Source organism: Pseudomonas sp. SK3(2021), assembly GCF_016772375.1.
Lineage (GTDB): Bacteria > Pseudomonadota > Gammaproteobacteria > Pseudomonadales > Pseudomonadaceae > Aquipseudomonas > Aquipseudomonas chlororaphis_I.
Genome location: NZ_CP061943.1, coordinates 5,693,238 through 5,719,046 on the forward strand (window position 1 = coordinate 5,693,238; position 25,809 = coordinate 5,719,046).

General features: G+C 58.8%; 21 protein-coding genes, 2 tRNA genes and 3 rRNA genes. 6 read left to right on the forward strand and 20 right to left on the reverse strand.

Annotation, left to right across the window (positions count from 1 at the left end; translation table 11 throughout):
- Positions 1-37 precede the first annotated feature (37 nt).
- The 11 genes from rrf to IF690_RS25245 form a co-directional block, all read right to left on the reverse strand.
- Positions 38-153: ribosomal RNA gene (rrf, locus tag IF690_RS25195) — 5S ribosomal RNA — on the reverse strand.
- 148 nt (positions 154-301) lie between these two features.
- Positions 302-3,193, reverse strand: a 23S ribosomal RNA gene (locus IF690_RS25200).
- 239 nt (positions 3,194-3,432) lie between these two features.
- Positions 3,433-3,508: transfer RNA gene (locus IF690_RS25205), tRNA-Ala, on the reverse strand.
- Between the two features lie 26 nt (positions 3,509-3,534).
- Positions 3,535-3,611 (reverse strand) — tRNA-Ile (locus tag IF690_RS25210).
- A gap of 65 nt (positions 3,612-3,676) precedes the next feature.
- Positions 3,677-5,213, reverse strand: a 16S ribosomal RNA gene (locus IF690_RS25215).
- The 16S, 23S and 5S rRNA genes sit together here with 2 tRNA genes alongside, the layout of an rRNA operon.
- A 542-nt stretch (positions 5,214-5,755) precedes the next feature.
- Positions 5,756-6,376 (reverse strand): protein-methionine-sulfoxide reductase heme-binding subunit MsrQ, encoded by a 621-nt coding sequence (gene msrQ / locus IF690_RS25220; protein WP_202697816.1) that lies wholly within the window; start codon positions 6,374-6,376, stop codon positions 5,756-5,758.
- Positions 6,376-7,389: a protein-methionine-sulfoxide reductase catalytic subunit MsrP gene (msrP, locus tag IF690_RS25225; protein WP_202697817.1), complete on the reverse strand. Its 1,014-nt coding sequence runs from the start codon at positions 7,387-7,389 to the stop codon at positions 6,376-6,378. Before msrP ends, msrQ begins: the two co-directional genes overlap by 1 nt.
- 63 nt (positions 7,390-7,452) lie before the next feature.
- A complete protein-coding gene (pssA, locus tag IF690_RS25230) occupies positions 7,453-8,310 on the reverse strand; it encodes a CDP-diacylglycerol--serine O-phosphatidyltransferase (protein WP_202701728.1) in 858 nt (285 codons plus the stop codon).
- A gap of 145 nt (positions 8,311-8,455) precedes the next feature.
- The gene (gene ilvC / locus IF690_RS25235) at positions 8,456-9,472 is read right to left on the reverse strand and encodes a ketol-acid reductoisomerase (RefSeq protein WP_007959661.1); all 1,017 of its coding nucleotides are present in this window, start codon (positions 9,470-9,472) and stop codon (positions 8,456-8,458) included.
- 45 nt (positions 9,473-9,517) lie between these two features.
- Positions 9,518-10,009 (reverse strand): acetolactate synthase small subunit, encoded by a 492-nt coding sequence (ilvN, locus tag IF690_RS25240; RefSeq protein ID WP_007924620.1) that lies wholly within the window; start codon positions 10,007-10,009, stop codon positions 9,518-9,520.
- A gap of 2 nt (positions 10,010-10,011) precedes the next feature.
- Positions 10,012-11,736 (reverse strand): acetolactate synthase 3 large subunit, encoded by a 1,725-nt coding sequence (locus IF690_RS25245; protein WP_007924621.1) that lies wholly within the window; start codon positions 11,734-11,736, stop codon positions 10,012-10,014.
- 403 nt (positions 11,737-12,139) lie between these two features.
- Between IF690_RS25245 and IF690_RS25250 the strand changes: the two genes are divergently transcribed.
- A complete protein-coding gene (locus IF690_RS25250; protein WP_202697818.1) occupies positions 12,140-12,562 on the forward strand; it encodes a DUF4124 domain-containing protein in 423 nt (140 codons plus the stop codon).
- An 18-nt stretch (positions 12,563-12,580) separates the two neighbouring features.
- On the opposite strand, the gene IF690_RS25255 is transcribed toward IF690_RS25250, so the two are convergent.
- The 3 genes from IF690_RS25255 to mrcB are packed head-to-tail and all read right to left on the reverse strand — an operon-like array spanning position 12,581 to position 15,988.
- Positions 12,581-12,916, reverse strand: coding sequence for a YqcC family protein (locus IF690_RS25255; protein WP_202697819.1), 336 nt, complete (start codon positions 12,914-12,916; stop codon positions 12,581-12,583).
- On the reverse strand, positions 12,916-13,647 hold the full coding sequence (locus IF690_RS25260) for a tetratricopeptide repeat protein (protein ID WP_202697820.1): 732 nt from the start codon (positions 13,645-13,647) through the stop codon (positions 12,916-12,918). Before IF690_RS25260 ends, IF690_RS25255 begins: the two co-directional genes overlap by 1 nt.
- 16 nt (positions 13,648-13,663) lie before the next feature.
- A complete protein-coding gene (gene mrcB / locus IF690_RS25265) occupies positions 13,664-15,988 on the reverse strand; it encodes a penicillin-binding protein 1B (RefSeq protein WP_202697821.1) in 2,325 nt (774 codons plus the stop codon).
- Between the two features lie 117 nt (positions 15,989-16,105).
- Here mrcB and IF690_RS25270 point away from each other — a divergent pair, with 117 nt between their 5' ends.
- From IF690_RS25270 to IF690_RS25285, 4 genes are all read left to right on the forward strand, one after another.
- Positions 16,106-17,662 carry a bifunctional aminoglycoside phosphotransferase/ATP-binding protein gene (locus IF690_RS25270; RefSeq protein ID WP_202697822.1) on the forward strand — a complete coding sequence of 519 codons (1,557 nt, stop codon included), beginning with the start codon at positions 16,106-16,108 and terminating at the stop codon, positions 17,660-17,662.
- 91 nt (positions 17,663-17,753) lie between these two features.
- A complete protein-coding gene (locus IF690_RS25275; RefSeq protein WP_007924632.1) occupies positions 17,754-18,098 on the forward strand; it encodes a pentapeptide repeat-containing protein in 345 nt (114 codons plus the stop codon).
- A 211-nt stretch (positions 18,099-18,309) separates the two neighbouring features.
- Positions 18,310-18,582, forward strand: a complete 273-nt coding sequence (locus IF690_RS25280) for a TfoX/Sxy family protein (protein ID WP_009050884.1) — start codon at positions 18,310-18,312, stop codon at positions 18,580-18,582.
- 15 nt (positions 18,583-18,597) lie between these two features.
- Positions 18,598-19,398 (forward strand): Crp/Fnr family transcriptional regulator, encoded by an 801-nt coding sequence (locus IF690_RS25285; RefSeq protein ID WP_202697823.1) that lies wholly within the window; start codon positions 18,598-18,600, stop codon positions 19,396-19,398.
- Between the two features lie 170 nt (positions 19,399-19,568).
- Here IF690_RS25285 and IF690_RS25290 read toward each other — a convergent pair whose 3' ends face one another.
- From IF690_RS25290 to IF690_RS25305, 4 genes are read right to left on the reverse strand one after another with little or no spacing between them, the layout of a single operon-like run.
- Entirely contained in the window at positions 19,569-20,495 is a 927-nt protein-coding gene (locus IF690_RS25290; RefSeq protein WP_252189517.1) for a ChaN family lipoprotein, read from the reverse strand.
- A 21-nt stretch (positions 20,496-20,516) separates the two neighbouring features.
- The gene (locus IF690_RS25295) at positions 20,517-21,284 is read right to left on the reverse strand and encodes a heme ABC transporter ATP-binding protein (RefSeq protein ID WP_202697824.1); all 768 of its coding nucleotides are present in this window, start codon (positions 21,282-21,284) and stop codon (positions 20,517-20,519) included.
- On the reverse strand, positions 21,284-22,267 hold the full coding sequence (locus IF690_RS25300) for a FecCD family ABC transporter permease (RefSeq protein WP_202701730.1): 984 nt from the start codon (positions 22,265-22,267) through the stop codon (positions 21,284-21,286). The genes IF690_RS25295 and IF690_RS25300 overlap by 1 nt, the downstream gene beginning before the upstream one ends.
- Positions 22,268-22,317: 50 nt before the next feature.
- Complete coding sequence (locus tag IF690_RS25305; RefSeq protein WP_202697825.1) at positions 22,318-23,205, reverse strand: heme/hemin ABC transporter substrate-binding protein; 888 nt, start codon at positions 23,203-23,205, stop codon at positions 22,318-22,320.
- A 213-nt stretch (positions 23,206-23,418) separates the two neighbouring features.
- Here IF690_RS25305 and IF690_RS25310 point away from each other — a divergent pair, with 213 nt between their 5' ends.
- The gene (locus tag IF690_RS25310; protein ID WP_202697826.1) at positions 23,419-23,736 is read left to right on the forward strand and encodes a Rieske (2Fe-2S) protein; all 318 of its coding nucleotides are present in this window, start codon (positions 23,419-23,421) and stop codon (positions 23,734-23,736) included.
- On the opposite strand, the gene sfsA is transcribed toward IF690_RS25310, so the two are convergent.
- Positions 23,733-24,446 carry a DNA/RNA nuclease SfsA gene (gene sfsA / locus IF690_RS25315; protein ID WP_202697827.1) on the reverse strand — a complete coding sequence of 238 codons (714 nt, stop codon included), beginning with the start codon at positions 24,444-24,446 and terminating at the stop codon, positions 23,733-23,735. The two genes, IF690_RS25310 and sfsA, sit on opposite strands and share 4 nt — an antisense overlap.
- Entirely contained in the window at positions 24,446-25,618 is a 1,173-nt protein-coding gene (locus IF690_RS25320; protein WP_202697828.1) for a pyridoxal phosphate-dependent aminotransferase, read from the reverse strand. Before IF690_RS25320 ends, sfsA begins: the two co-directional genes overlap by 1 nt.
- Positions 25,619-25,809: the final 191 nt, after the last annotated feature.

The window sequence follows — 25,809 nt, forward strand, 5'->3', positions numbered from 1 at the left end:
CCCCAACTGCTCTCGCAATTGGGGTTTTGGAATTTAATCTTGACGATGACCTACTCTCACATGGGGAAACCCCACACTACCATCGGCGATGCATCGTTTCACTTCTGAGTTCGGGATGGGATCAGGTGGTTCCAATGCTCTATGGTCGTCAAGAAATTCGGTGTGCCAACTCGTCTTTCGACGCTTCGGCAAATTGGGTATGTAATAGCTTTATGGTGCTGTTGTGAGTCGTGCAAACTTTCGGTTCGTTTCGTCTTCACACACCGCAATCCGCTGTTTAAGCAAATTGCTTGGGTGTTATATGGTCAAGCCTCACGGGCAATTAGTATTGGTTAGCTCAACGCCTCACAGCGCTTACACACCCAACCTATCAACGTCGTAGTCTTCGACGGCCCTTTAGGGAACTCAAGGTTCCAGTGAGATCTCATCTTGAGGCAAGTTTCCCGCTTAGATGCTTTCAGCGGTTATCTTTTCCGAACATAGCTACCCGGCAATGCCACTGGCGTGACAACCGGAACACCAGAGGTTCGTCCACTCCGGTCCTCTCGTACTAGGAGCAGCCCCTCTCAAATCTCAAACGTCCACGGCAGATAGGGACCGAACTGTCTCACGACGTTCTAAACCCAGCTCGCGTACCACTTTAAATGGCGAACAGCCATACCCTTGGGACCGGCTTCAGCCCCAGGATGTGATGAGCCGACATCGAGGTGCCAAACACCGCCGTCGATATGAACTCTTGGGCGGTATCAGCCTGTTATCCCCGGAGTACCTTTTATCCGTTGAGCGATGGCCCTTCCATACAGAACCACCGGATCACTAAGACCTACTTTCGTACCTGCTCGACGTGTCTGTCTCGCAGTCAAGCGCGCTTTTGCCTTTATACTCTACGACCGATTTCCGACCGGTCTGAGCGCACCTTCGTACTCCTCCGTTACTCTTTAGGAGGAGACCGCCCCAGTCAAACTACCCACCATACACTGTCCTCGATCCGGATGACGGACCTGAGTTAGAACCTCAAAGTTGCCAGGGTGGTATTTCAAGGATGGCTCCACGCGAACTGGCGTCCACGCTTCAAAGCCTCCCACCTATCCTACACAAGCAAATTCAAAGTCCAGTGCAAAGCTATAGTAAAGGTTCACGGGGTCTTTCCGTCTAGCCGCGGATACACTGCATCTTCACAGCGATTTCAATTTCACTGAGTCTCGGGTGGAGACAGCGCCGCCATCGTTACGCCATTCGTGCAGGTCGGAACTTACCCGACAAGGAATTTCGCTACCTTAGGACCGTTATAGTTACGGCCGCCGTTTACCGGGGCTTCGATCAAGAGCTTCGCGTTAGCTAACCCCATCAATTAACCTTCCGGCACCGGGCAGGCGTCACACCCTATACGTCCACTTTCGTGTTTGCAGAGTGCTGTGTTTTTAATAAACAGTCGCAGCGGCCTGGTATCTTCGACCGGCATGGGCTTACGGAGCAAGTCCTTCACCCTCACCGGCGCACCTTCTCCCGAAGTTACGGTGCCATTTTGCCTAGTTCCTTCACCCGAGTTCTCTCAAGCGCCTTGGTATTCTCTACCCAACCACCTGTGTCGGTTTGGGGTACGGTTCCTAGTTATCTGAAGCTTAGAAGCTTTTCTTGGAAGCATGGCATCAACCACTTCGTCACCTGAAAGGTAACTCGTCATCAGCTCTCGGCCTTGGAACCCCGGATTTACCTAAGATTCCAGCCTACCACCTTAAACTTGGACAACCAACGCCAAGCTGGCCTAGCCTTCTCCGTCCCTCCATCGCAATAACTAGAAGTACAGGAATATTAACCTGTTTTCCATCGACTACGCTTTTCAGCCTCGCCTTAGGGACCGACTAACCCTGCGTCGATTAACGTTGCGCAGGAAACCTTGGTCTTTCGGCGTGGGTGTTTTTCACACCCATTGTCGTTACTCATGTCAGCATTCGCACTTCTGATACCTCCAGCAAGCTTCTCAACTCACCTTCACAGGCTTACAGAACGCTCCTCTACCGCATCACTTACGTGATACCCGTAGCTTCGGTGTATGGTTTGAGCCCCGTTACATCTTCCGCGCAGGCCGACTCGACTAGTGAGCTATTACGCTTTCTTTAAAGGGTGGCTGCTTCTAAGCCAACCTCCTAGCTGTCTAAGCCTTCCCACATCGTTTCCCACTTAACCATAACTTTGGGACCTTAGCTGACGGTCTGGGTTGTTTCCCTTTTCACGACGGACGTTAGCACCCGCCGTGTGTCTCCCATGCTCGGCACTTGTAGGTATTCGGAGTTTGCATCGGTTTGGTAAGTCGGGATGACCCCCTAGCCGAAACAGTGCTCTACCCCCTACAGTGATACATGAGGCGCTACCTAAATAGCTTTCGAGGAGAACCAGCTATCTCCGAGCTTGATTAGCCTTTCACTCCGATCCACAGGTCATCCGCTAACTTTTCAACGGTAGTCGGTTCGGTCCTCCAGTCAGTGTTACCTAACCTTCAACCTGCCCATGGATAGATCGCCCGGTTTCGGGTCTATACCCAGCGACTAAACGCCCTATTAAGACTCGCTTTCGCTACGCCTCCCCTATTCGGTTAAGCTCGCCACTGAATATAAGTCGCTGACCCATTATACAAAAGGTACGCAGTCACAGAACAAAGTCTGCTCCCACTGCTTGTACGCATACGGTTTCAGGATCTATTTCACTCCCCTCTCCGGGGTTCTTTTCGCCTTTCCCTCACGGTACTAGTTCACTATCGGTCAGTCAGTAGTATTTAGCCTTGGAGGATGGTCCCCCCATATTCAGACAAAGTTTCTCGTGCTCCGTCCTACTCGATTTCATGACTAAGAGACTTTCGCGTACAGGGCTATCACCCACTATGGCCGCACTTTCCAGAGCGTTCCGCTAATCTCAAAGCCACTTAAGGGCTAGTCCCCGTTCGCTCGCCACTACTAAGGGAATCTCGGTTGATTTCTTTTCCTCAGGGTACTTAGATGTTTCAGTTCCCCTGGTTCGCTTCTTGCACCTATGTATTCAGTACAAGATAACCATCTTATGATGGCTGGGTTCCCCCATTCAGACATCTCCGGATCAAAGTCTGTTTGCCGACTCCCCGAAGCTTTTCGCAGGCTACCACGTCTTTCATCGCCTCTGACTGCCAAGGCATCCACCGTATGCGCTTCTTCACTTGACCATATAACCCCAAGCAATCTGGTTATACTGTGAAGACGACATTCGCCGAAAATTCGCGATTAAACTCACAAATTTTACCTTAGCCTGAATAAACACCAGTGAAAGTGCCATTCAGTCTATCTTTCTATCACATACCCAAATTTTTAAAGAACGATTCTGATAAAGATCAGAAATCAACATTCATCGCCTATCAGCGGAATGCTCATTTCTAAGCTTTAAACGATGGACACCAATCTGTAATGGTGGAGCCAAGCGGGATCGAACCGCTGACCTCCTGCGTGCAAGGCAGGCGCTCTCCCAGCTGAGCTATGGCCCCGTATCGCTACAGGGTGCACCAGTAATTGGTGGGTCTGGGCAGATTCGAACTGCCGACCTCACCCTTATCAGGGGTGCGCTCTAACCAACTGAGCTACAGACCCAATCGTCTTCTTCAATGAATCAAGCAATTCGTGTGGGAGCTTATGAAGCAGCTGATGTCGTCGATTAAGGAGGTGATCCAGCCGCAGGTTCCCCTACGGCTACCTTGTTACGACTTCACCCCAGTCATGAATCACACCGTGGTAACCGTCCTCCCGAAGGTTAGACTAGCTACTTCTGGTGCAACCCACTCCCATGGTGTGACGGGCGGTGTGTACAAGGCCCGGGAACGTATTCACCGCGACATTCTGATTCGCGATTACTAGCGATTCCGACTTCACGCAGTCGAGTTGCAGACTGCGATCCGGACTACGATCGGTTTTGTGGGATTAGCTCCACCTCGCGGCTTGGCAACCCTCTGTACCGACCATTGTAGCACGTGTGTAGCCCAGGCCGTAAGGGCCATGATGACTTGACGTCATCCCCACCTTCCTCCGGTTTGTCACCGGCAGTCTCCTTAGAGTGCCCACCATAACGTGCTGGTAACTAAGGACAAGGGTTGCGCTCGTTACGGGACTTAACCCAACATCTCACGACACGAGCTGACGACAGCCATGCAGCACCTGTCTCAATGCTCCCGAAGGCACCAATCCATCTCTGGAAAGTTCATTGGATGTCAAGGCCTGGTAAGGTTCTTCGCGTTGCTTCGAATTAAACCACATGCTCCACCGCTTGTGCGGGCCCCCGTCAATTCATTTGAGTTTTAACCTTGCGGCCGTACTCCCCAGGCGGTCAACTTAATGCGTTAGCTGCGCCACTAAGAGCTCAAGGCTCCCAACGGCTAGTTGACATCGTTTACGGCGTGGACTACCAGGGTATCTAATCCTGTTTGCTCCCCACGCTTTCGCACCTCAGTGTCAGTATCAGTCCAGGTGGTCGCCTTCGCCACTGGTGTTCCTTCCTATATCTACGCATTTCACCGCTACACAGGAAATTCCACCACCCTCTACCATACTCTAGCTCGCCAGTTTTGGATGCAGTTCCCAGGTTGAGCCCGGGGATTTCACATCCAACTTAACGAACCACCTACGCGCGCTTTACGCCCAGTAATTCCGATTAACGCTTGCACCCTCTGTATTACCGCGGCTGCTGGCACAGAGTTAGCCGGTGCTTATTCTGTCGGTAACGTCAAAATACTCACGTATTAGGTAAGTACCCTTCCTCCCAACTTAAAGTGCTTTACAATCCGAAGACCTTCTTCACACACGCGGCATGGCTGGATCAGGCTTTCGCCCATTGTCCAATATTCCCCACTGCTGCCTCCCGTAGGAGTCTGGACCGTGTCTCAGTTCCAGTGTGACTGATCATCCTCTCAGACCAGTTACGGATCGTCGCCTTGGTGAGCCATTACCTCACCAACTAGCTAATCCGACCTAGGCTCATCTGATAGCGCAAGGCCCGAAGGTCCCCTGCTTTCTCCCGTAGGACGTATGCGGTATTAGCGTCCGTTTCCGGACGTTATCCCCCACTACCAGGCAGATTCCTAGGCATTACTCACCCGTCCGCCGCTCTCAAGAGGTGCAAGCACCTCTCTACCGCTCGACTTGCATGTGTTAGGCCTGCCGCCAGCGTTCAATCTGAGCCATGATCAAACTCTTCAGTTCAAACATCTTTGGGTTTTGAGAAAACCCTAAACTTGGCTCAGCAATCGTTGGTTACATCTTTGATTTCTCGCGGAGCAACTTGTGATGCTGATAATCTTTCTGACTATCAGTCTGACTCCACAAGCACCCACACGAATTGCTTGATTCAGTTGTTAAAGAGCGGTTGGTTAAGTCTTTCGTCTCAACCGAGGCGCGCATTCTACAGCAGCCTCTGCATCTGTCAAGCGGTTATTTTAAGAAGTTTTCAAAGTTTCCTTTGCAACTTCAACCACTTGCGCTTCCGATCTCTCGTCAGCGGGAGGCGAATTCTACAGCGTTACACGCTGCTGTCAACACCTCTTTTTCTCCGCTTTCGACCGAGAAGATCGAACCGTCAATTCGGCGAAAACACGCTGCCGAACCGACTCCTTCGGGCTTCGATGAACTGAAGCGTGCCGCTGCCGAAAACCTCGTAACTCGTTGAATCTCAAGGAGTTTTCCGTTTCGACTGCGCCGGAAGTGGGGCGAATTATAGACTTCCAGAATCTGCCGTCAACCCCTAATTACGCTTTTGTTGCAGAAGATGGTTTTTTCACTAGTAATCGAGGGATTCGGCGCGTCACTGGCGGTAACCGCAACAGTAATAACAATGCGCCGATAGATGCATAGACAGCCCACTCTTTAAGATCGGCCCGAACAATCCAGAGCATATGCAGTAAACCCAGCCCAAGAATGACGTAGACCAACCGATGCAGTTTCTTCCAACGACTACCCAGACGACGCTGGCTATATCTATTGGAAGTCACCGCCAAGGCCAACAACCCGAGGAACCCCAGGCTTCCTACAATAATGTAGGGCCGCTTACGCAACTCCACCCCCAGCTGTGACCAGTCGAGCCCGAGGATAAATACCGCGTAGGCACTTAAATGCAGCACCACATAAGCAAAGCACCACAAACCGAGCTGTCGCCGCACCGCGATCCATCCCGCCCACCCCGTCAGTTTCTGCAGGGGGGTCATGCTCAGGGTGATCAGCAAAAAGATCAGCGTCCCCAACCCCAGACGATCGACCAACACTTTCCCTGGATCGGGTCCGAGAACGGAGGCCCAGGCTTGGTACAACCAGAGCAAAGGCCAGACAGCCGCAACAATAAAGACGCCAAGGCGCCAGAGTGGATAGCGCATCAGTAATTCTTCCGCAGATCCAGGCCGGTATATAAAGAAGCGACTTCATCCCCGTAGCCGTTGAACATCAGCGTCTCACGCACATTAGGACTGAACAGGCCGCTGGGCAGCCGACGCTCGCGCGCCTGAGTCCAGCGAGGGTGATCAACCGTAGGATTCACGTTCGCGTAAAAGCCGTACTCATTGGCGGCAATGCTTTGCCAGGTGGTTTTCGGCTGCTGCTCCACCAGACTGATGCGCACGATGGACTTGATGCTCTTGAAGCCGTACTTCCAGGGCACCACCAAACGCAACGGCGCGCCGTTCTGGTTGGGCAGCTCGCGGCCGTACATCCCCACGGCAAGAATTGCCAGCGGGTGCATCGCCTCATCCAGGCGCAAGCCCTCTACATAAGGCCAGTCGATCAAGGCAAACCCCGAACGCTGGCCGGGCATGCTTTTAGGGTCCTGAAGGGTTTCGAAGCGGATGTATTTAGCCTTGGAAGTTGGCTCGACCTGCTTGAGCAGTTCGGAAATCGGGAAACCGATCCAGGGAATTACCATGGACCAGGCCTCGACACAGCGCAGCCGGTAGATCCGCTCTTCCAACTGATAAGGCTTCATGAAGTCTTCCAGCGCATAACGTCCTGGCTTACCCACTTCCCCGTCCACCACCACGCTCCAGGGCTCGGTTTTCAGCGCACCGGCATTGGCAGCCGGATCGCCCTTGTCGGTACCGAACTCATAGAAGTTGTTGTAGTGAGTGGCATCCTTGAACGGGGTGATCGCCTCATCCTTGACGTTGACCGCCTGCCATTTGGTTTCCGGCAGCTTTTGCGCAAACCATGACGGTGCCTTTCCAGGCTCGACATCCGGATAGCGTCCCGCGCCTTCGGCACTGGCCCAACGCGGCAGCGCACTGACGGCTAGACCGGCAATGGTCCCACCCAACAGGCTACGGCGAGAGATGTAAAGGGATTCAGGCGTGACGTCCGACTCTTTGCAGTCAGACGACTTGGGGATTTTGATCAACATGGCAACTCCGCAGCATTGGAGGACTGATGCACCAATAGACTGCGGAGTATGGGGGAAATTACATTAAGGCAACGTTTTGCGTCGACGAAGGCGCAACAAGTACTGAATCGGGCCAGAGGCTGCGTAGGCGAGGAAAACCAGCAGCAGAATCCGCGGCGGATCACTGAAGACCACGGCGAACACCAGAACCACGGCGAGGATCGCCACGAAAGGTACACGCCCCTTCAGATCCAACTCCTTGAAGCTGTTGTACTTGATATTACTGACCATCAGCATGCCGGCCGCCGCTACCATCAGCGCCACCAGGAACGACATCTTCGAACCCTGGATGCCGTAATCGCTGAATGCCCAGACGATACCGGCCACCACCCCCGCCGCGGCCGGACTGGCCAAGCCGATGAAATAGCGTTTGTCGGCAGTACCCACCTGGGTGTTGAAACGGGCCAGGCGCAACGCCGCGCCAGCTACATAGATGAAGGCGACCATCCAGCCGACCTTGCCCATATCGCCCAGCGCCCAACCGAATGCCAGCAAGGCAGGCGCGACGCCGAAGGCAACCATGTCGGACAGCGAGTCATACTCAGCGCCAAAAGCACTCTGGGTATTGGTCATGCGGGCTACGCGCCCGTCCAGGCCATCGAGCACCATGGCGACAAAGATCGCGATGGCCGCGAACGCGAAATACCTGCTCGCTCCTGCCGCGTCACCGGCGCTCAACGCGCTCTGGGCACTCATGGAATTGATGATCGAGTAGAAACCGGCGAACAGGTTCGCGGTGGTGAAGAGATTCGGCAGCAGATAGATACCACGATGCCGGACTTTACGGCCTTCAGCGTCATGCCCTTCTTCGACATGCTCATCGACGGGTAGCAGGCTTTCGGCGTCAGAGGCCTGGTTTGGCTCTTCGGGACGTTCGCTCATGGACATTACCTTGCAACGGTGTGAAAAGTTTCGACGATACCCAGGGTCATGATTGGACCACAAAGGATCCAGCTTTATACCAGAACCTGTCTATCCAAACGAAAAAACGCGGCCTAGGCCGCGTTTTCCCTGACAAGACTCGAACTTAGTTCTTGGCTTTGTCGACGATTTTGTTGGCACCGATCCACGGCATCATCGAACGCAGTTGCTCACCGATGATTTCGATACCGTGAGCAGCGTTGTTACGACGCTTGGCGGTCATCGATGGGTAGCCGGTAGCACCTTCGCTAATGAACATCTTGGCGTACTCGCCGTCCTGGATACGCTTCAGGGCGTTGCGCATGGCCTGACGGGATTCGGCGTTGATCACTTCAGGGCCGGTCACGTACTCGCCGTACTCGGCGTTGTTGGAGATCGAGTAGTTCATGTTGGCGATACCGCCTTCGTACATGAGGTCAACGATCAGCTTCAGTTCATGCAGGCATTCGAAGTAGGCCATTTCCGGCGCGTAGCCAGCTTCGACCAGGGTTTCGAAACCGGCTTTGACCAGCTCGACGGTACCGCCACACAGAACAGCCTGCTCGCCGAACAGGTCGGTTTCAGTCTCGTCCTTGAAGGTGGTTTCAATGATGCCGGTACGGCCGCCACCCACGCCAGCTGCGTAGGACAGAGCAACGTTCTTGGCGTTGCCGGAAGCGTCCTGGTAGATAGCGATCAGGTCAGGGATACCGCCACCCTTGACGAACTCGGAACGCACGGTGTGGCCCGGGGCCTTCGGCGCGATCATGATCACGTCGAGATCGGCACGCGGAACGACCTGGTTGTAGTGGATCGCGAAGCCGTGGGAGAAGGCCAGGGTGGCGCCCTTCTTGATGTTCGGCTCGATTTCGTTCTTGTACAGCTGGGACTGGAACTCGTCCGGGGTCAGGATCATCACCAGGTCGGCACCAGCAACGGCCGCAGCCACATCGGTCACTTTCAGGCCATGGGCTTCAGCCTTGGCAACGGTAGCCGAGCCTTTACGCAGGCCAACGGTCACATCAACGCCGGAGTCTTTCAGGTTGCACGCTTGAGCGTGGCCTTGGGAACCGTAACCGATGATGGCAACTTTCTTGCCCTGGATGATCGAAAGGTCGCAGTCTTTATCGTAGAAAACTTTCATGAATTTCCCCTATATCAGGCCGTTCAGGCCGTTCGCTAATTTGAGTTAGATGCTGAGTACTTTATCGCCACGGGCAATGCCGGTGACGCCACTGCGTACGGTTTCCAGAATCGAGGCGGTGCCGATCGACTGGATGAAACTGTCGAGCTTGTCGCTGGTACCGGTCAATTGAACGGTATACACGCTGGCACTGACATCGACGATCTGCCCACGGTAAATATCGGTGGTGCGCTTGACCTCGGCGCGCTGGGCGCCGGTGGCCTTGACCTTGACCAGCATCAACTCGCGTTCGATGTGAGCGCTTTCCGACAGGTCGACCAGCTTGACCACCTCAACCAGCTTGTTCAGGTTCTTGGTGATCTGCTCGATGATTTCATCGTGCCCTACGGTGGTCAGCGTCAAACGCGACAGAGTCGGGTCTTCGGTCGGCGCCACAGTCAGGCTTTCGATGTTGTAGTTGCGCTGCGAAAACAGGCCAACCACACGAGACAAGGCGCCCGGTTCGTTTTCCAGAAGCAAGGAGATAATGTGCCGCATGATTAAGTACGCTCCGTCTTGCTCAGCCACATATCGCGCATGGAGCCGTCTTTGATCTGCATCGGGTAGACGTGCTCGCTGGTATCGACCTGGATGTCGAGGAACACCAGACGATCTTTCATGGCGAATGCTTCTTCCATCTTCGGCTTCAGGTCCTTCAGGTCCGTGACACGAATGCCCACGTGCCCATAGGCCTCGGCCAGCTTGACGAAATCAGGCAGCGATTCCATGTAGGAATGCGAGTGACGGCTACCGTAGTTCATGTCCTGCCACTGCCGCACCATACCCAGCGCACCGTTGTTCAGGTTGATGATCTTGACCGGCAGGTCGTACTGCAGGCAGGTCGACAGTTCCTGAATGTTCATCTGGATACTGCCCTCGCCCGTTACACAGGCAACGTCAGCATCAGGGAAACTCAACTTGACGCCCATGGCCGCAGGGAAACCAAAGCCCATCGTGCCCAGGCCGCCGGAGTTGATCCAGCGATTAGGCTTGTTGAACCGGTAGTACTGCGCCGCGAACATCTGATGCTGGCCCACGTCGGAGGTCACATAGGCGTCGCCCTTGGTAACTTCGCAGAGGGTCTCGATCACGGTCTGCGGCTTGATGATGCTGCCGTCGCCCTTGTCGTAAGGGAACAGGCCGCGATCACCGCGCCACTCCTCGATCTGCTTCCACCAACTGGCGACTGTGTCCTTGTTCGGGGTTTCGCCGATTTCCTTGAGGGCTGCGACCATTTCGGTCAGGACGCTCTCCACCGGGCCCACGATCGGCACGTCTGCCTTGATGGTCTTGGAGATGGAAGCCGGGTCGATGTCGACATGGATGATCTTGGCGTTCGGGCAGAATTTCGCCGGGCCGTTGATGACACGGTCGTCGAAACGCGCGCCGACTGCCAGGATCACATCGGCATGGTGCATGGTCAGGTTGGCGGTGTAGCTACCGTGCATGCCGAGCATGCCGACGAACTGACGATCGGTGCCAGGATAGGCACCCAAACCCATCAGGGTATTGGTGACCGGCAGGTTGAGCATTTGTGCCAGTTCGGTCAGCGGTGCGGAACCGCCACCGAGGATCACGCCGCCGCCTGCGTACAGCACAGGACGCTTGGCCGCCAGGAGCATTTCTGCCGCCTTGCGGATTTGCCCGGAGTGACCACGCACAGCCGGGCTGTAGGAGCGCAGCTTCGCTTTTTTAGGGAAAACGTATTCGAACTTTTCAGCCGGATTGGTCATGTCCTTAGGGACATCGACCACGACTGGCCCCGGACGACCGGATTGCGCCAGGTAGAACGCCTTCTTCATGACTTCCGGGATTTCCGAAGCGTGCTTGATCATGAAGCTGTGCTTCACGATCGGCCGGGAGATACCGATCATGTCGGTTTCCTGGAACGCGTCGGTACCGACCATGGTGCTAGGCACCTGACCGGAAATGATCACCATTGGAATGGAGTCCATATAGGCAGTGGCGATACCGGTGATGGCATTGGTCGCGCCAGGGCCGGAAGTCACCAATACCACGCCGGCCTTGCCGGTGGCACGGGCGTAGCCGTCAGCCATATGGGTAGCCGCTTGCTCGTGACGAACCAGGATGTGGGTCACTTCCGGTTCTTTGAACAGGGCATCGTAAACATGAAGGAGAGCACCACCCGGGTACCCATAGATATATTTGACGCCTTCGTCACGCAAAAAGCGGACGAGCATCTCACCGCCAGATAAAAGCTCCACGTTGTTCACCTCTAAAACGCCAGAATACCGCCCTCTTGAAAGGGGACGGGTCTTAATAGGTTTACTTCTCAGCAGAGCATGAGCGACGGTGGTCGCCGACTACGTCAGCACTGACTGAGCAAGTATTGGGAGTACCCCAAGTGTTGCGGGGCTTTCCCACCCAGCGCGAGGTAACGCGTTGCGGGTGTAGCAGGTCGGCGCGGATGTGCGCCTCATGTTCTGCCGAGTGGGTCTGCTTCTGGCAGTCCCTCTACAGCGGACTTTGGATTCTTCTGTTTCGCCCTCTGCAAGTCAAGACGTCAATGTGCTTTATTCGAACTAAGCGCATGAGAACGCAAGAAAAAACCTGTAAACCACGAGTGTCTGCGCTTCAATTGCGCAATCCTGGATAAGGAATTCAAAAATGCGAACCCTCGCCATGACCGCTGGCCTGCTGCTCGCCTTGAGCCTCCCGTGCCAGGCCGGCCAGATTTACAAATGGGTCGACGCCCAGGGAGTCACCCATTTCGACGCCCAACCACCCCAAGGCGTGGCTAGCACCACCATCACCCTGCCAAAAAACCCGCAAGGTGCGCCCCGTACGCCGCCGCCCGACAAGCCGGGCGCCCAGCAACAGGTCATGGGCAACCAGGCTAAGCAGCAGGTCGCCAGGCAAGAAGCCGAACGCAGGCGTTTTTGCACACAGGCACGGGCCAGCCTGGCGCAGTTGCAGAGCAACCCACGCTTGAGCGAGAACACAGAGGGGGGAATCCGCCGCCTGACCGAGGAACAGCGTCAGCAACGCATCGCGGAAACACAGAAGGCGATAGACAACCACTGCCACTAGGCAGCGGTTGCAGAGGGTTTAGCGAGTGGCGACGATCAACTGGTCAAACTCTTTGAGCAGGATCTGCAACTGAAGGTCCCGGCCCTGCATCGCGCGACCGGCGAATACCACTTCGGCCATTTCCTGGATGCCCGAGGCGCTGGGCAGAGGCAGGTCCTGCTCAAGAATCGCCTTCATCCGCGGCAGGAAGATCCACTGCAGCCATTGCTCGAACTCCAGCGTGTCCACGGCAAACGGCTCGACACTGGCCAGGGCCTCGGTGCTCGGCGGGGTGTCATCCCACAACCCCTGCAACCGCAGCTCACGCTCGATCAACAGCAACTGCTCGGCGATCTTTGGAAAACGCGCATCCATCACAGAGACACCTTGGCTTTCTGCCGGGCCTGAGCGGCACCGGCGGCATCGCCCTGTTTCTCGCGTGCCTGGGCAATCAATGCCCACAGGCTGGCCTGCAGGTCCGGACGACCGTTGGCGAAGCTGAGGCCGCGACGGGCAAACTGTTCAGCCTGCGCCGCATCGCCCTGGGCCATGCGTACCTGGGCCAGGCGATACAGCACCTGCGGCTCACGCGGCGCTACACGCTGGGCGCGCTCGAGGCTGGAGGAAGCGCCGTTCAGGTCGCCACTCGCCTGTTGCTGCTGAGCGGTGGTCAACAGCGCCAGCACCGGACCATCCAGTTGTTCATCGGCGGACAGCCCGCCAGAGCTGGCCGAAGGCACTCCGCTCGGCGTCGGCGGCAAGCTGTAGCTGCCCTGATTGATCGGCGCGGACTGGATCGGTGAGGTATCGATAGGCCCTGGAGTGATCGGGCCCGGGGTAATAGGCGCGCTGCTGATTGGCGCGGCAGTGGCCGCAGCCCCGCCCGGCACCATCACCACCACGCCCGAGTCCTGCGCAATACTTTGAGCCTGTACCTGCGCCGGACGCTTGATGGTCGTCTGACGGAAGCCACCGTTGGCCGAGATCCGCTCGCTGTTGGACACGGCTGTGCCAGAGTCCACCACCGGAATCGAGCCACGCTGCACGCTGGCGCAACCATTGAGCAAAGCCAGAGCTGTAATAGCTGGAATCCACCACTTGTTCACGTCAAACCCTCTTCGCTTAATTCATCCAGCCCTTGACCCAATCCATCACCGATTCGACAGGCGCCGGGACATCGCCGCCGCATGCAGGACCGGGTGGGGGTTCACTGCCACGAATATACGGCATCTGTACCGCGCCCGGACAGTTGGCATCGGAACCTTGCCCGGTCCGCGAGTCGACCCAGGCCTGCACCACGTTATCCGGTTGCGGCATATCCAATGGCAGCGGGTCGGCCTTGCGCATGAAACTGGTCCAGACCTGCAACGCGCCAGTGGCGCCAGTGAACGGTGTCTTGCCGTTGTCATCACGCCCCAGCCAGACCACCGCCAGCAGATCCTGGCTGAAACCGGCGAACCAGCTGTCGCGGGAATCGTTACTGGTACCGGTCTTGCCCGCCAGCGCCAGGGAACGCGGCAGCACGTTGTAGACCGAGCTGCCGGTACCTTCGCGCATGACGCGCTGCATCGCGCTCTGGATCAGGTAGATCGAACCCGGGTCGAAACGTTGCTGGATCTGGAACGGATAACGCTTCAGCGGTTCTCCTTCAGCGGTCAGCACACTGCGGATCCCACGCATCGGGGTATTGAAACCGCCGTTGGCCAGGGTCTGGTACATGGTGGCGACTTCCATCGGGCTCAAGCCCCCCGCCCCCAGCAGCATCGAAGGGAACGCCGGGAATTCGCGGGTGACGCCAAGGCGTCCCAGGGTCTTCAGCACGTTTGGCACGCCGACTTCCAGGCCCAGGCGCGCGGTCGACAGGTTATAGGAATGGGCCAGCCCCTGATAAAGGAAGACCGTGCCATGGGAACGGCGGTCATAGTTCTGGGGCTTCCACACTTGCCCATCACCGCCCTTCACCGAGAAGGCCTCGTCGGAGAGCCAACTGGTCAGGGTGTACTGGCTGGGTTTCTCCAGCGCCGTCAGGTAAACCGCGGGCTTGATCAGGGAGCCGATCGGCCGTACCGCATCCAGCGCCCGGTTGAAACCGGCAAAACCAGCCTGGCGGCTGCCGATCATGGCCTGGACTTCGCCGGTTTCCGGATTGGTCACCACCATCGCCGCTTCGACCTCATCCGATCCCTTGCGTCCGGCCAGCCGCTTGAAGGTATCACCGACCGAAGCCTCGGCCTTCATCTGCAGAATCGGGTCGAAGCTAGTGAAGATCCGCAGGCCTTCCTCGGTCAAGTCTTCGTCGCGGTAGTCCTCACGCAACTGACGCTTCACCAGGTCCAGGAAGCCCGGGAACGAACTGTCCGCCAGGCTGCCGCGCTTGGTCACGCCCAAGGGCATTTTCTTCGCGGCTTCGACCTGCTCCGGCGTCGCCACACCCTGCTGCGCCAGCAGATCGAGCACCAGGTTACGTCGCTCCAGCGCGCGCTCCGGATAACGGCGCGGGTTGTAATAGGACGGCCCCTTGACCATCCCCACCAGCAAGGCGATCTGATGCAACTTGAGCTCGGCCAGCGGCTGGCTGAAGAAGAACTGGCTGGCCAGGCCGAAACCGTGCACCGCACGCTGGCCGTCCTGACCGATGAAGACCTCGTTGAGGTACGCCTCGAGGATTTCGCGCTTGTCGTAATGCAGCTCAAGCAGCAGGGCCATCATCGCTTCGGTGAGCTTGCGGCTCAGGCTGCGCTCGTTGGTCAGGTAGAAGTTCTTGACCAACTGCTGGGTCAGGGTACTGCCGCCCTGGCGCATGGCACCGGACGAGGTGTTGACCCACATCGCCCGGGCGATCGACTTGGGCGACACGCCAAAATGGCTGTAGAAATCCCGGTCCTCGACCGCCACCAGGGTTTCCAGCAAATAAGGAGGCACCTGATCGATCTTGATCAGGATCCGGTCTTCGAGGTTCTTCGGATACAGGCCGCCGATCAGCAGCGGCTCCAGGCGTACCACCGCCAGTTTCGAACCTTTGGTGCCCGACAGCTCGGCCACATAGTCGCCGGAGAAACGCACACGCACCGGTTGCGCCTGTTCCATGCCTTCATAGAACTGGAAACCGCGGGTATTGAGTTCAACGGTATTGCCACTGACCGACGCAGCACCAGGGCCGTTGACCACGCTTTCGCGGCGATAGCCAAGCGCGTCGAGTTCGGTGAGGAAATCGTCCTTGCTGAGCTTTTGTCCGACGAACAGCTCTAGCGGGCGCGCATAGACCTTGGCCGGAATGGTCCAGCGCTTGCCGGAGAACTTCTCCTGGACCACGGCATCGAGATAAACCGCAAAGCCGGCAAGCACCACCAGAGCGACCAGACCGAGCTTCAAGGCCCAGCCCAGCCAGGGGCGCAGGCCACCAGACGGATGTTTTTTAGCGGAACGGGAGGATCGAGTACGAGTCATGGCGGCGGATTATACGCACTTTATTCATAGTCAACAGGAGCCGCCCGAGGTTTGCGTTAGCCCTGCCAGCGGCCATAATGACGCCCTTGAATTTTCCCCGACTCTGAAGGATCGCCTGTGAGCCAGTCCCTGATCGCCGCCCTGCAAAACCCGGCACTCTACCCGCATCCCGTAGACGGATTCCAGGTCATCGAGACCCATATTTCCTGGGTCCTGCTCACCGGTCCCTATGCCTATAAGCTGAAAAAGCCGGTCAACTTCGGTTTTCTCGATTTCACCGGCCTTGAAGCACGCGGGCACTTCTGCGGCGAAGAGCTGCGGCTCAACCAGCGCCTGACCGATGATTTGTATCTGGAAGTGTTGCCAATCACCGGCACTGTCGAGGCGCCGCAGATCGCAGGTGACGGCCCGGTCATCGAATACGCGCTGAAAATGCGCCAGTTTCCGCAAAGCCAGCTGCTCAGCACGCTGCAAGCCAATGGCGAACTGACCACCGCGCACATCGACGAAATGGCCCGGCAGATTGCCAGGTTCCATCTCGACGCCCCGCGGGTCCCGGCAACCCACGAAGCCGGCACCCCGGAAAGCGTAATGGCACCGGTGCGCCAGAACTTCGAGCAGATCCGCCCGTTCCTCAGCGACAAGGGCGACCTGCAACAGCTCGAAGCCCTGCAAGCCTGGGCCGAAAGCAGCTTCGAGCGCCTCAAGCCACTCCTCGCCCAGCGCAAGGCCGAGGGCTTCATCCGCGAATGCCACGGCGACATCCACCTGGGTAACGCAACGCTCATCGACGGCAAGGTGGTGATCTTCGATTGCATCGAGTTCAACGAACCGTTCCGCTTCACTGACGTCTATGCCGACGCCGGCTTCCTCGCCATGGACCTGGAAGACCGCGGCCTGAAATGCCTGGCACGCCGCTTCATCAGCCAGTACCTGGAACAGACCGGTGACTATCAGGGCCTGGAGCTGTTGAATTTCTACAAAGCCTACCGCGCCCTGGTACGGGCCAAGGTCGCCCTGTTCAGCATGCCGGCCGACGCCAGCCCGATGCAGCGCGCCACGGCCCTGCGCCAATACCGCAACTACGCCAACCTGGCAGAGAGCTACAGCACCATTCCATCACGCTTCCTGGCGATTACGTCTGGCGTTTCCGCCGTTGGCAAAAGCCATGTGGCCATGCGCCTGGTGGAAGCTTTGGGCGCCGTTCGCCTGCGTTCCGATGTCGAGCGCAAACGCCTGTTCGGCGAGCAGCAGGTACAGAACGATCCGAATGTCGGCATTTATAATGCCCAGGCCAACACCGCGACCTATGACCGCCTGCATGAACTTGCCGGTATCGTCCTGCGCGCCGGCTTCCCAGTGGTCATCGACGCCACCTACCTCAAGCGCGACCAGCGTGATGCCGCAGCCAAGGTTGCCGAAGCGACCGGCACCCCTTGCCTGATCATCGACTGCAACGCTCCACAGGCCGTCATCGCCAGCTGGCTGGCGCAACGCCAGGCCGATCGCAACGACCCATCGGACGCGACCCTGGCCGTGATCGAACAGCAGCAAGCCAATCGCGAAGCCCTGAGCGCCGAAGAAGTGCTGCGCAGCAAGCGCGTCGAGACCAATGAAAGCGGGAGCCTCGACGCCCTGGTCGCGAATATTCGCCAGCGTCTCCCAGGTTTGTAATCAACTATTTCAGCCGTGAAACCGCAAAGGCTTCACGGCTGAAAAATAGTGGCACTATACTGGCGTCATAATTCCAGCAGGTGACGCCCCCATGAGCCAACCCAAACTTCTCGACACTCCCCTTTACGCTTTGCTGCACAAAGACGACATCGACGGTTTTAACCGGGAGCGCCCAAAAGACCAGACTGTCGACATGCGTGGCGGCGATTTTCGTGGGCTCGACCTACGTGAACTGAACGCCGACGGCATCGACTTCACCGACGCCTACTTCCGCTCTGCCGACCTGCGCGGCCTCGACCTGCGCAATTCCTCCATGGAAGGCGCCAGCCTGGCCCATGCGCAGATCTCCGGCGCCTACTTTCCACCCGAACTGACCGCCGATGAAATCCTGATGTCCGTCAATTTCGGCACTCGCCTGCGCTATCGCACCAAGTAATCGCCCCGTTGCTCCAAGGTCCGGCGCCCTCTGCCTTACGCTGGACTTGGCCAGCGTCCTTCCCTCCCCGCCCTCGGCTTCTGACGTACTTTCCTCTGTCGCCTTAGAAGCTTTTGCGCCAAAGCCGACCAAAGAACAGCGCTTTTCCTACTGAGCGCTACACTCCTTTGAGACTTGCCCTCGCACCATTCGGCCGTCGCAAGGAGGCTTGATGAATGATGAATTGCAACACCTTAAGAACCTTGGCAAGACGTCGGCACAATGGCTGCATGCGGTGGGCATCCATAGCGCTTCGGACTTGCGCCGCCTGGGGGCAGTGGATGCCTATCGGGCCGTGCGTACCCGAGGATTCCGAGCCTCGAAGGTGCTGCTGTACGCCATCGAAGGCGCACTGATGGATGTGCACTGGAATGACATTCCGGCAGAACGCAAGGAAGCACTCAATAAACAGCTGGATGCCATTTCTTCACGCCACAAGAACTGACCTGGCAGGCTTTTTATGTATCTACTGGGGGAACAACCGGCTTACGCCGACGCCTTGATCAATCGGCTGCAAAGCATCCCGCCGCGCCTGCTGGAAGGTCTGCTGCCGTCCGGCGAGACGTTGGCAGTGGCCCCGTCCAAGGACCTCTCCAGCAGCCTTGCCGACAGCCAGCTGTTCCTGCTCGAAAGCGGCCAGGTACAAGCCAGCATCGATGAGCGCCCACTGTTTTATCTGCATGAAGGCGATCTGCTCGGGCTACGTCAAGGAGCCGACCTGCCGCGCTGGCAACTCAGCAGCGAGCAGCCATTGAGCCTGATCCCCTATCAGCGTTCCGCGGTGTTCCAGCATCTGTATGCCGACGAACAGCGTTCCGAACTGTTTCTGCAGTACCTGATCGGACAAACCGCCCTGCTCTCCGATGCCGTTGCCCGCCTCAAGCAGCCCGAACTGCGTAACAGCAACGGCTTTCAAGGCGCGGCCAAGGGCGAGGTGCTGATTCGCCAGGGCGATGACGCCGATCATGTGTTCGTCATTATCGAAGGACACGCCGAAGCCTTTGTCGATGGACACAAGGTCGGAGACGTGCCCAAGGATGAGATCTTTGGTGCGATGGCCATTTTTACCGGGGAGAAACGCAACGCCAGCGTGATTGCCAGCGAGCCGTGCACCCTGATGCGGATCCCCAAGAGCCAGTTTCTCAGCCTGACCCAGAGTAATCCCCGTATCGCCCATAGCCTGATCGAAAGCATGGCGCGGCGAATCGACCTGCTGAACAAGGAAGTCAGCCGCCTGCATACCCTCAGCGATAACCTTTAAAGCCCCTGTTTACAGGCAATCCAAACGAGCGTTTGACGGAATTCGCAAAAGCAGGAAAAACCTTGTTGACTTGGAAATGAGAATCGTTATGATTATCGAAACTGATCGCGAGATCAGTCGATAACCTGGAAGACCAGTGGTTCGGACTCTCAGATTATCTCCTCATCAGGCTAATCACGGTTATTTGACCCGGCTCTTGCCGGGTCTTTTTTTGCCGGAAAAAAGCCATCGGCCTGCTGGCGCATCTCGGCGCAGTAATCCTTCTCCGGCAGCCGCGCGCTGTACCACACATAATCCGCGCTTTGCGGTGATACCTGCGTGCCCTTCTGCGCCAGCATCAGCACCACGGCGCCATTCGACGCGCCAAGGTCCTGCAGGTGAATCGGCACCCCGACATCCTTGCGCGCATGGAAGGCTCCGACAAAAAGCAGCGTCGGCATCGGTGCCGCCAGCAAGCGCTCGGCCATGCGTCGGTCACGCTGCTGCTGAACCGCCAGCATCGCCGGCATCTGGCTTTCGGGGAGCAGGCCACAATGGGAGTCACGGACTTGCTGCAATAGCTCGTTGCGCACCGACGCGGCATTCGAGCGCTCGCCACTCAAGGCCGGTGCCTGGCGATAGAGAGTGCGAACTTCGGCGCTGTCCAGATTGGCGGCCAGCAGCGGATAAGGCTGGAGCAACGCATAGCGCACGATAGGTCCGTACAGCGCCCAGTCCCAACCCGGCGACCAGGCCAGCGCGCCGGGCAGATCATCAGGCAACCCCTGCGCCGCCTGGTGCTGGCGAAGCGAATCCACCCGCGGTTGCTGGTCCGGCGTGAGCATCTCCAACAGCAGGCTGCCTTGCGCGCGCTGAGTCGCCATCGCCTGCAACAGCCACAGCTGCAAGGCGTGATGTTCGGGGTGGTCATGCTGCTCGCCGACAATCACCCGCGGTGCCCGGGACAGACGAATGGCCAACTCCTCCGGAGTCAGGGCCTTTCCACTGCGCAGGTCCAGAATCGCCTCGCTCTCAGCCTGGACCGGAAGTTCAGGCATGACCGGCGCACCCTGGCAGGCTGCCAGCAACAACACACTCAGGATCAATGACACACGCATCTGGCATCTCCGCGAATCGCCTCAGCGGGCGATGATCAAAGGGTGGCCGCGCTCGGGGTGCGCCTGCACCAACACCTCCAGCCCAAACACTGCCTTGAGCGGTTCGGGGCGCAGCACCTGCGCCGGATTGCCCAGCGAGTGGGGTCGCCCGCCTTCGAGCAGCAACAGGCGATCACAATATCGCGCGGCGAGGTTCAGATCATGCAGGATCACCAGGACCGCGACTCCACGATCGGCAAATTCGCGTATGGCCTGCAACGTGACATGTTGATGCAAAGGGTCGAGGGCCGAGGTCGGCTCATCGAGCAACAGGGTCTGGCCGACCGCGCCCGGCCATAGCTGCGCCAACACCCGGGCCAGGTGCACGCGCTGACGTTCGCCACCCGACAAGGCCACATAGCTGCGACCGTACAGATGCCCGGCATCCGCCGCTTGCAGGGCCTGCATGACGATCTCGTCATCGCGTACCCGGCCAGTCTGATAAGGCAGGCGTCCCAGGCCGACGACCTCTTCGACCCGGAAAGCGAACTCGAGCGTCGAACTTTGCGGCAGTACCGCCAGCCTTTGCGCCTTTTGCCCACCGTCCCATCTGGAGAGTTCGCACTGGTCAAGCCAGACCTGGCCATGATCGGGTTTCAGTTCGCCGCACAAGGCCGCCAGCAAGGTGCTCTTACCCGCGCCATTGGGCCCCAGCACTCCCAGCACTTCACCGGGCTTGAGCTCAAGGTCGATCCCTTCCAGCACGGTTTTCCTGCCACGGCGCACCGCCAGATTTTCCGCTCGCAGCATCAGGCACGCCCTCGCAACAACAGAAACAGAAAGAAGGGCGCCCCGATGAAGGCCGTCACGATGCCAATGGGCAACTCCGCAGGTGCCAGCGCCAGGCGCGCCACCAGATCGGCCAGCAACAGCAGGCTGGCACCGGCCAGTATCGACGCCGGTAACAAGGTCCGGTGATCGGGCCCCGACAGCAGGCGCACCAGATGCGGTACCACCAGCCCGACAAAGCCGATCAGCCCGGCGGCAGCGACAGCCGCACCGACACCCAGCGCGGTACAGAACACCAGCTCCCGCTTCAACCGCTCGACATCGACCCCCAGATGACCCGCTTCAGATTCGCCCAGCAGCAAGGCATTCAAGGCCTTGGCCCGGCGCGGCAGCCACAGTGCCACAGCCGCGCTGACCAGGAGCAGAGGCCATAGCCGCGAATAACTGGCGCCGTTGAGACTGCCCAGGTTCCAGAACGTCAGGGTACGCAAGGTCGCATCGTCGGCCAGGTAGGTGAACAGGCCCACCGCCGAGCTGGCCAGCGCCGTCAACGCAATCCCGGCCAAGAGCATGGTCGCCACATGGGTCTGGCCATTGCGCCGCCCCAGGCGGTAGACCAGCCACGCCACCACCAGACCACCGAGGAAGGCACAGAACGACAGCAGGTATGGGCCGATCGCTTCCGGCACTCCACCCAGCAGCGCGCCACCGACAATGGCAAAGGCCGCGCCCAGCGCCGCGCCACTCGAGACGCCCACCAGCCCCGGGTCGGCCAAGGGATTGCGAAACAGCCCTTGCATGGCCACGCCGGACAAGGCCAGGACGCCCCCTACCGCCAGCCCCAACAAGGTGCGTGGCAGGCGAATCTGCCCGAGGATCAATTCGGCCTGTTCCAGCCCCTGGCCCTCGATGGGCAGGCCCAGCAAACGCAAAGCGGCGCGCAGGGTATCGAGCAGCGGCAGGCTGACCGGCCCGAGCGCCAGGGACAACCAGATCGCCAACAGGCACAGCAGGCTCAGGCCGATGAACAAAGCACGGGGTCCAAGCAAAGGGGTCATTGGGCGGTGCTGGCCTGGCCCGGCTCGGCGGGGTAAAAATCGTCCGACAACCTTTTCAGGCTCTGTGGCAAGCGTGGCCCCAGGCCTCCCACCAGCAAGGTCGGATCAATCTCGAAGACCCGGCCGGCCTTCGCCGCACCGCTGGAGGCAAGGATCGGGTTTTCCTTGAACAACGCGGCACGGGCCGCCTCGCCACTCAGGCTGCGATCGGCAAACACCAGCACCTGGGGGTTGAGTTCGGCCAACGACTCCGTGGAAAAGGGTTTGTAACCCGTGTGGGTAGCAAGATTGCGTCCACCCGCCTGCTGCAACAACCAGTCGGCAGCGGTGTCTTTACCGGCAACCAGAGGCTTGCCGCCCGCATGCCCAAGCAACAGCAGCACACCCGGCGGCGCCTGCTTTTTCCGGGCCTGGCTGACCCTGGCCTGCTGCTGATCCAGTTGCTGCTTATATTGCTCGAACAATTGCGTTGCCTTGTCTTCGCGGCCCAACAGCTTGCCCAGATGCTGCAGGTTGCCCTGCAGGGTCGGCAGGTCGGCTTGGGCCGAAAACAGCTCGACCTGCACCCCGGCGCTGCGCACCTGAGAGAGCACCGGCGCAGGCCCCATCTCTTCGGTGCCCACCAGAATCTGCGGACGCAGGCTGAGAATGCCTTCCGCCGACAGCTGGCGCTGATAACCGATGCTTGGCAGGCTCTTCAGGGACTCAGGATGCTGGCTGGTGGTGTCCACGCCCACCAGCTTCGACTCGGCGCCCAGCGCGCTCACCCATTCGGACAGGGCGCCGCCGGCGCTCACCCAGCGTTGTGGTAGCTCGGCCGCCGCAGCGGCATGGCTGGCCAGAAGTCCTACACAGAGCACGATTGCGCGGGCACTCGAACGCATAAAGGTATTTCCTTCAGAGAGTGGGCCCAAGGAAGCCGCCGTACATGTGACATGCCCTGCAACCCAGGCATCGAAATGAGCAAGCGCCCCACAGGCGAAGCGGCCATTTGATAATTGTTTGCATTTAACCGTCAAGCACAGACATGTTTCATCAAGCGCCCGCAGGAAAACTGTGACAGCCTGAGCCCAGAGCGTTGTTTACCGAGGATAGACATGAAGTTTCTTTGCGCCCCCGGCGATCTGCCAGAGGCTTCCAGCCGAGGTTTCAACCTCGAAGGCCAGCCACTTTTCGTGGTGCGCCGCGATCGACAGGTCTACGCCTACAGCAACCGCTGCCCCCATCGCGGGGTCGCTCTGGAGTGGCAGCCCGATCAGTTTCTCGGTCCCAGCGCCAGCCTGATTCAATGCGCCACCCACGGCGCGCTGTTTCTGATCGAAAACGGCGAATGCGTGGCCGGCCCCTGTGCCGGGCAATCCCTGACGGCCATCCCCTGCCGGGAAGACAGCCAGGGCATCTGGGTTCAGATCTAGCCGTTGAGCAATACGTCCAGACGACGGTCGATGCACACTTGCTCGGCGGTCACGCTTACCCCGTAAGCCAGTACCTCGACCCCAGACGCCACCGCCTCGCGCAACGCCGCGGCATAACCGGGGTCGATCTCTTCGGCCGGCCGTACCGCCTCGATACCCGACAGGTTGACGCAATACAACTGCACCGCCCGGATACCGTCACGCGCCAGGCAGGCCAACTCCCGCAGATGCTTGGCGCCACGCTGGGTCACCGCATCAGGAAAGGCCGCGACCGCGGAGCCGTCGAAGCCCAGGGTGACGCTTTTGACTTCAACGAAAGCCGGCCCGTCCAGGTAGTCCAGGCGGAAGTCGATACGGCTGTTTTCCTGGCCATAGGGCACTTCCCGCTTGAGGGCGGTAAAACCGTTCAACTCAGCGATCATCCCGGCGCGCAGGGCCTCTTCCACCAGGACGTTGGCCCGCGCCGTATTCACGCAAGCCAGCCGGCCCTGGGGCGTTTCGCTGATTTCCCAGGTCCCGGGCAATTTGCGCTTGGGGTCATTGGAGCGGCTGAACCAGACCTGCCCGCCCTCGACCATGCAATTGAACATGGAACCGGTGTTGGGACAGTGAATGGTCAGCAACTCGCCGCCAATGGTCTCGATATCGGCGAGAAAACGCTTGTAGCGACGGACCAGGCGACCTTCTTCGAGGGGAGGATGAAAACGCATCAGCCTTGCCAGCTCCGCAAGCCACGGGCAATCCGCTCCACCGCTTCCTGCAGGCGCGGCAGGCCCTGGGTGTAGGCGAACCGCACATGGTGCCCGGCCTGGTGGCGACCGAAATCCAGCCCCGGGGTAAAGGCAATGTGCTCGGTCTCGAGGAAGTGCCGGCAGAAGGCAAAGGCATCGCCGCCGAAGGCGCTGATATCGGCGTACAGATAGAACGCCCCTTCCGGCTCTACCGCAATGCCAAAGCCCAGCTCGCGCAGGGCAGGCAAGAGGAAGTCGCGGCGCCGCTGAAACTCGTTGCGACGCTCTTCGAGAATACGGATGGTGTCTGGCTCGAAACAGGCCAGAGCGGCGTACTGGGCCATGCTCGGGGCACTGATATAGAGGTTCTGTGCCAGCTTTTCCAACTCGCCGACCGCCGCCTGCGGTGCCACCAGCCAGCCCAGGCGCCAGCCGGTCATGCCGAAATATTTGGAAAAGCTATTAAGGACAAAGGCACTGTCATCGACTTCCAGCACGCTGGCGGCATCGCAGCCGTAGGTCAAGCCGTGGTAGATCTCGTCCACCACCAGATGGCCGTTACGCGCCTTCACCGCGGCCGACAACCCCGCCAGTTCGTCGCGGGTGAGCAGGGTCCCGGTGGGGTTGGCCGGCGATGCCACCAGGGCGCCGACGCTGTCCTGATCCCAATAACGTTCCAGCAGATCCGGCGTCAGTTGATAACGCACGTCCGGTCCGACCGGCACCAACTGCGCCGCGCCTTCCACCAGACGCAGGAAGTGTCGGTTGCAGGGGTAGCCCGGGTCCGCCAGCAGCCAGTGCTTGCCTGGGTCGACCAGCAGGCTGCTGGCCAGCAGCAACGCACCGGAACCACCGGGCGTGATCATGATGCGCTCGGGGTCGATGTCCAGCCCGTAGCGCTGCCGATAGAAGCCGGAGATGGCCGTGCGCAGCTCGGGAATCCCGCGGGCGGCGGTGTAGCGGGTCCTGCCCGCTTCCAACGCGGCCTGCCCGGCCTTGATGATTGGCTCAGCCGTGGTGAAGTCCGGTTCACCGATTTCCAGGTGAATCACATCGTGCCCGGCCGCTTGCAGCTCATTGGCACGGGCCAGCAGGGCCATCACGTGGAAAGGTTCGATAGCGCGACTGCGCGCACTGTAGGGCTGAGCCATTAGCCTTCCTTCATTGAAGTGAGCAAAAACCCGATTCTACCCAACCCCGGGGACAAGGGAGAGCCCAAAGCCTTCGAGCTCCCGCCATCCAACCATTAAAGAAGACCGACAGCAGGCCCAGGCTTGGCTAAAATCATTAATTGACCAGGCCCCCGAACAGACCAGGCCAGGCGGCATCGACCTTTGCAAGC

Excerpts from the sequence above, each read along its gene's own strand:
- IF690_RS25290 (WP_252189517.1), bottom strand. The coding sequence starts at position 20,495 with ATGCGTGTGTCATTGATCCTGAGTGTGTTGTTGCTGGCAGCCTGCCAG.
- IF690_RS25295 (WP_202697824.1), bottom strand. The coding sequence starts at position 21,284 with ATGCTGCGAGCGGAAAATCTGGCGGTGCGCCGTGGCAGGAAAACCGTG.
- ilvN (WP_007924620.1), bottom strand. The coding sequence starts at position 10,009 with ATGCGGCACATTATCTCCTTGCTTCTGGAAAACGAACCGGGCGCCTTG.
- sfsA (WP_202697827.1), bottom strand. The coding sequence starts at position 24,446 with ATGCGTTTTCATCCTCCCCTCGAAGAAGGTCGCCTGGTCCGTCGCTAC.
- pssA (WP_202701728.1), bottom strand. The coding sequence starts at position 8,310 with ATGAGCGAACGTCCCGAAGAGCCAAACCAGGCCTCTGACGCCGAAAGC.
- msrP (WP_202697817.1), bottom strand. The coding sequence starts at position 7,389 with ATGTTGATCAAAATCCCCAAGTCGTCTGACTGCAAAGAGTCGGACGTC.
- ilvC (WP_007959661.1), bottom strand. The coding sequence starts at position 9,472 with ATGAAAGTTTTCTACGATAAAGACTGCGACCTTTCGATCATCCAGGGC.
- IF690_RS25250 (WP_202697818.1), top strand. The coding sequence starts at position 12,140 with ATGCGAACCCTCGCCATGACCGCTGGCCTGCTGCTCGCCTTGAGCCTC.
- IF690_RS25255 (WP_202697819.1), bottom strand. The coding sequence starts at position 12,916 with ATGGATGCGCGTTTTCCAAAGATCGCCGAGCAGTTGCTGTTGATCGAG.
- IF690_RS25305 (WP_202697825.1), bottom strand. The coding sequence starts at position 23,205 with ATGCGTTCGAGTGCCCGCGCAATCGTGCTCTGTGTAGGACTTCTGGCC.
- IF690_RS25275 (WP_007924632.1), top strand. The coding sequence starts at position 17,754 with ATGAGCCAACCCAAACTTCTCGACACTCCCCTTTACGCTTTGCTGCAC.
- IF690_RS25320 (WP_202697828.1), bottom strand. The coding sequence starts at position 25,618 with ATGGCTCAGCCCTACAGTGCGCGCAGTCGCGCTATCGAACCTTTCCAC.
- msrQ (WP_202697816.1), bottom strand. The coding sequence starts at position 6,376 with ATGCGCTATCCACTCTGGCGCCTTGGCGTCTTTATTGTTGCGGCTGTC.
- IF690_RS25285 (WP_202697823.1), top strand. The coding sequence starts at position 18,598 with ATGTATCTACTGGGGGAACAACCGGCTTACGCCGACGCCTTGATCAAT.
- IF690_RS25310 (WP_202697826.1), top strand. The coding sequence starts at position 23,419 with ATGAAGTTTCTTTGCGCCCCCGGCGATCTGCCAGAGGCTTCCAGCCGA.
- IF690_RS25280 (WP_009050884.1), top strand. The coding sequence starts at position 18,310 with ATGAATGATGAATTGCAACACCTTAAGAACCTTGGCAAGACGTCGGCA.
- mrcB (WP_202697821.1), bottom strand. The coding sequence starts at position 15,988 with ATGACTCGTACTCGATCCTCCCGTTCCGCTAAAAAACATCCGTCTGGT.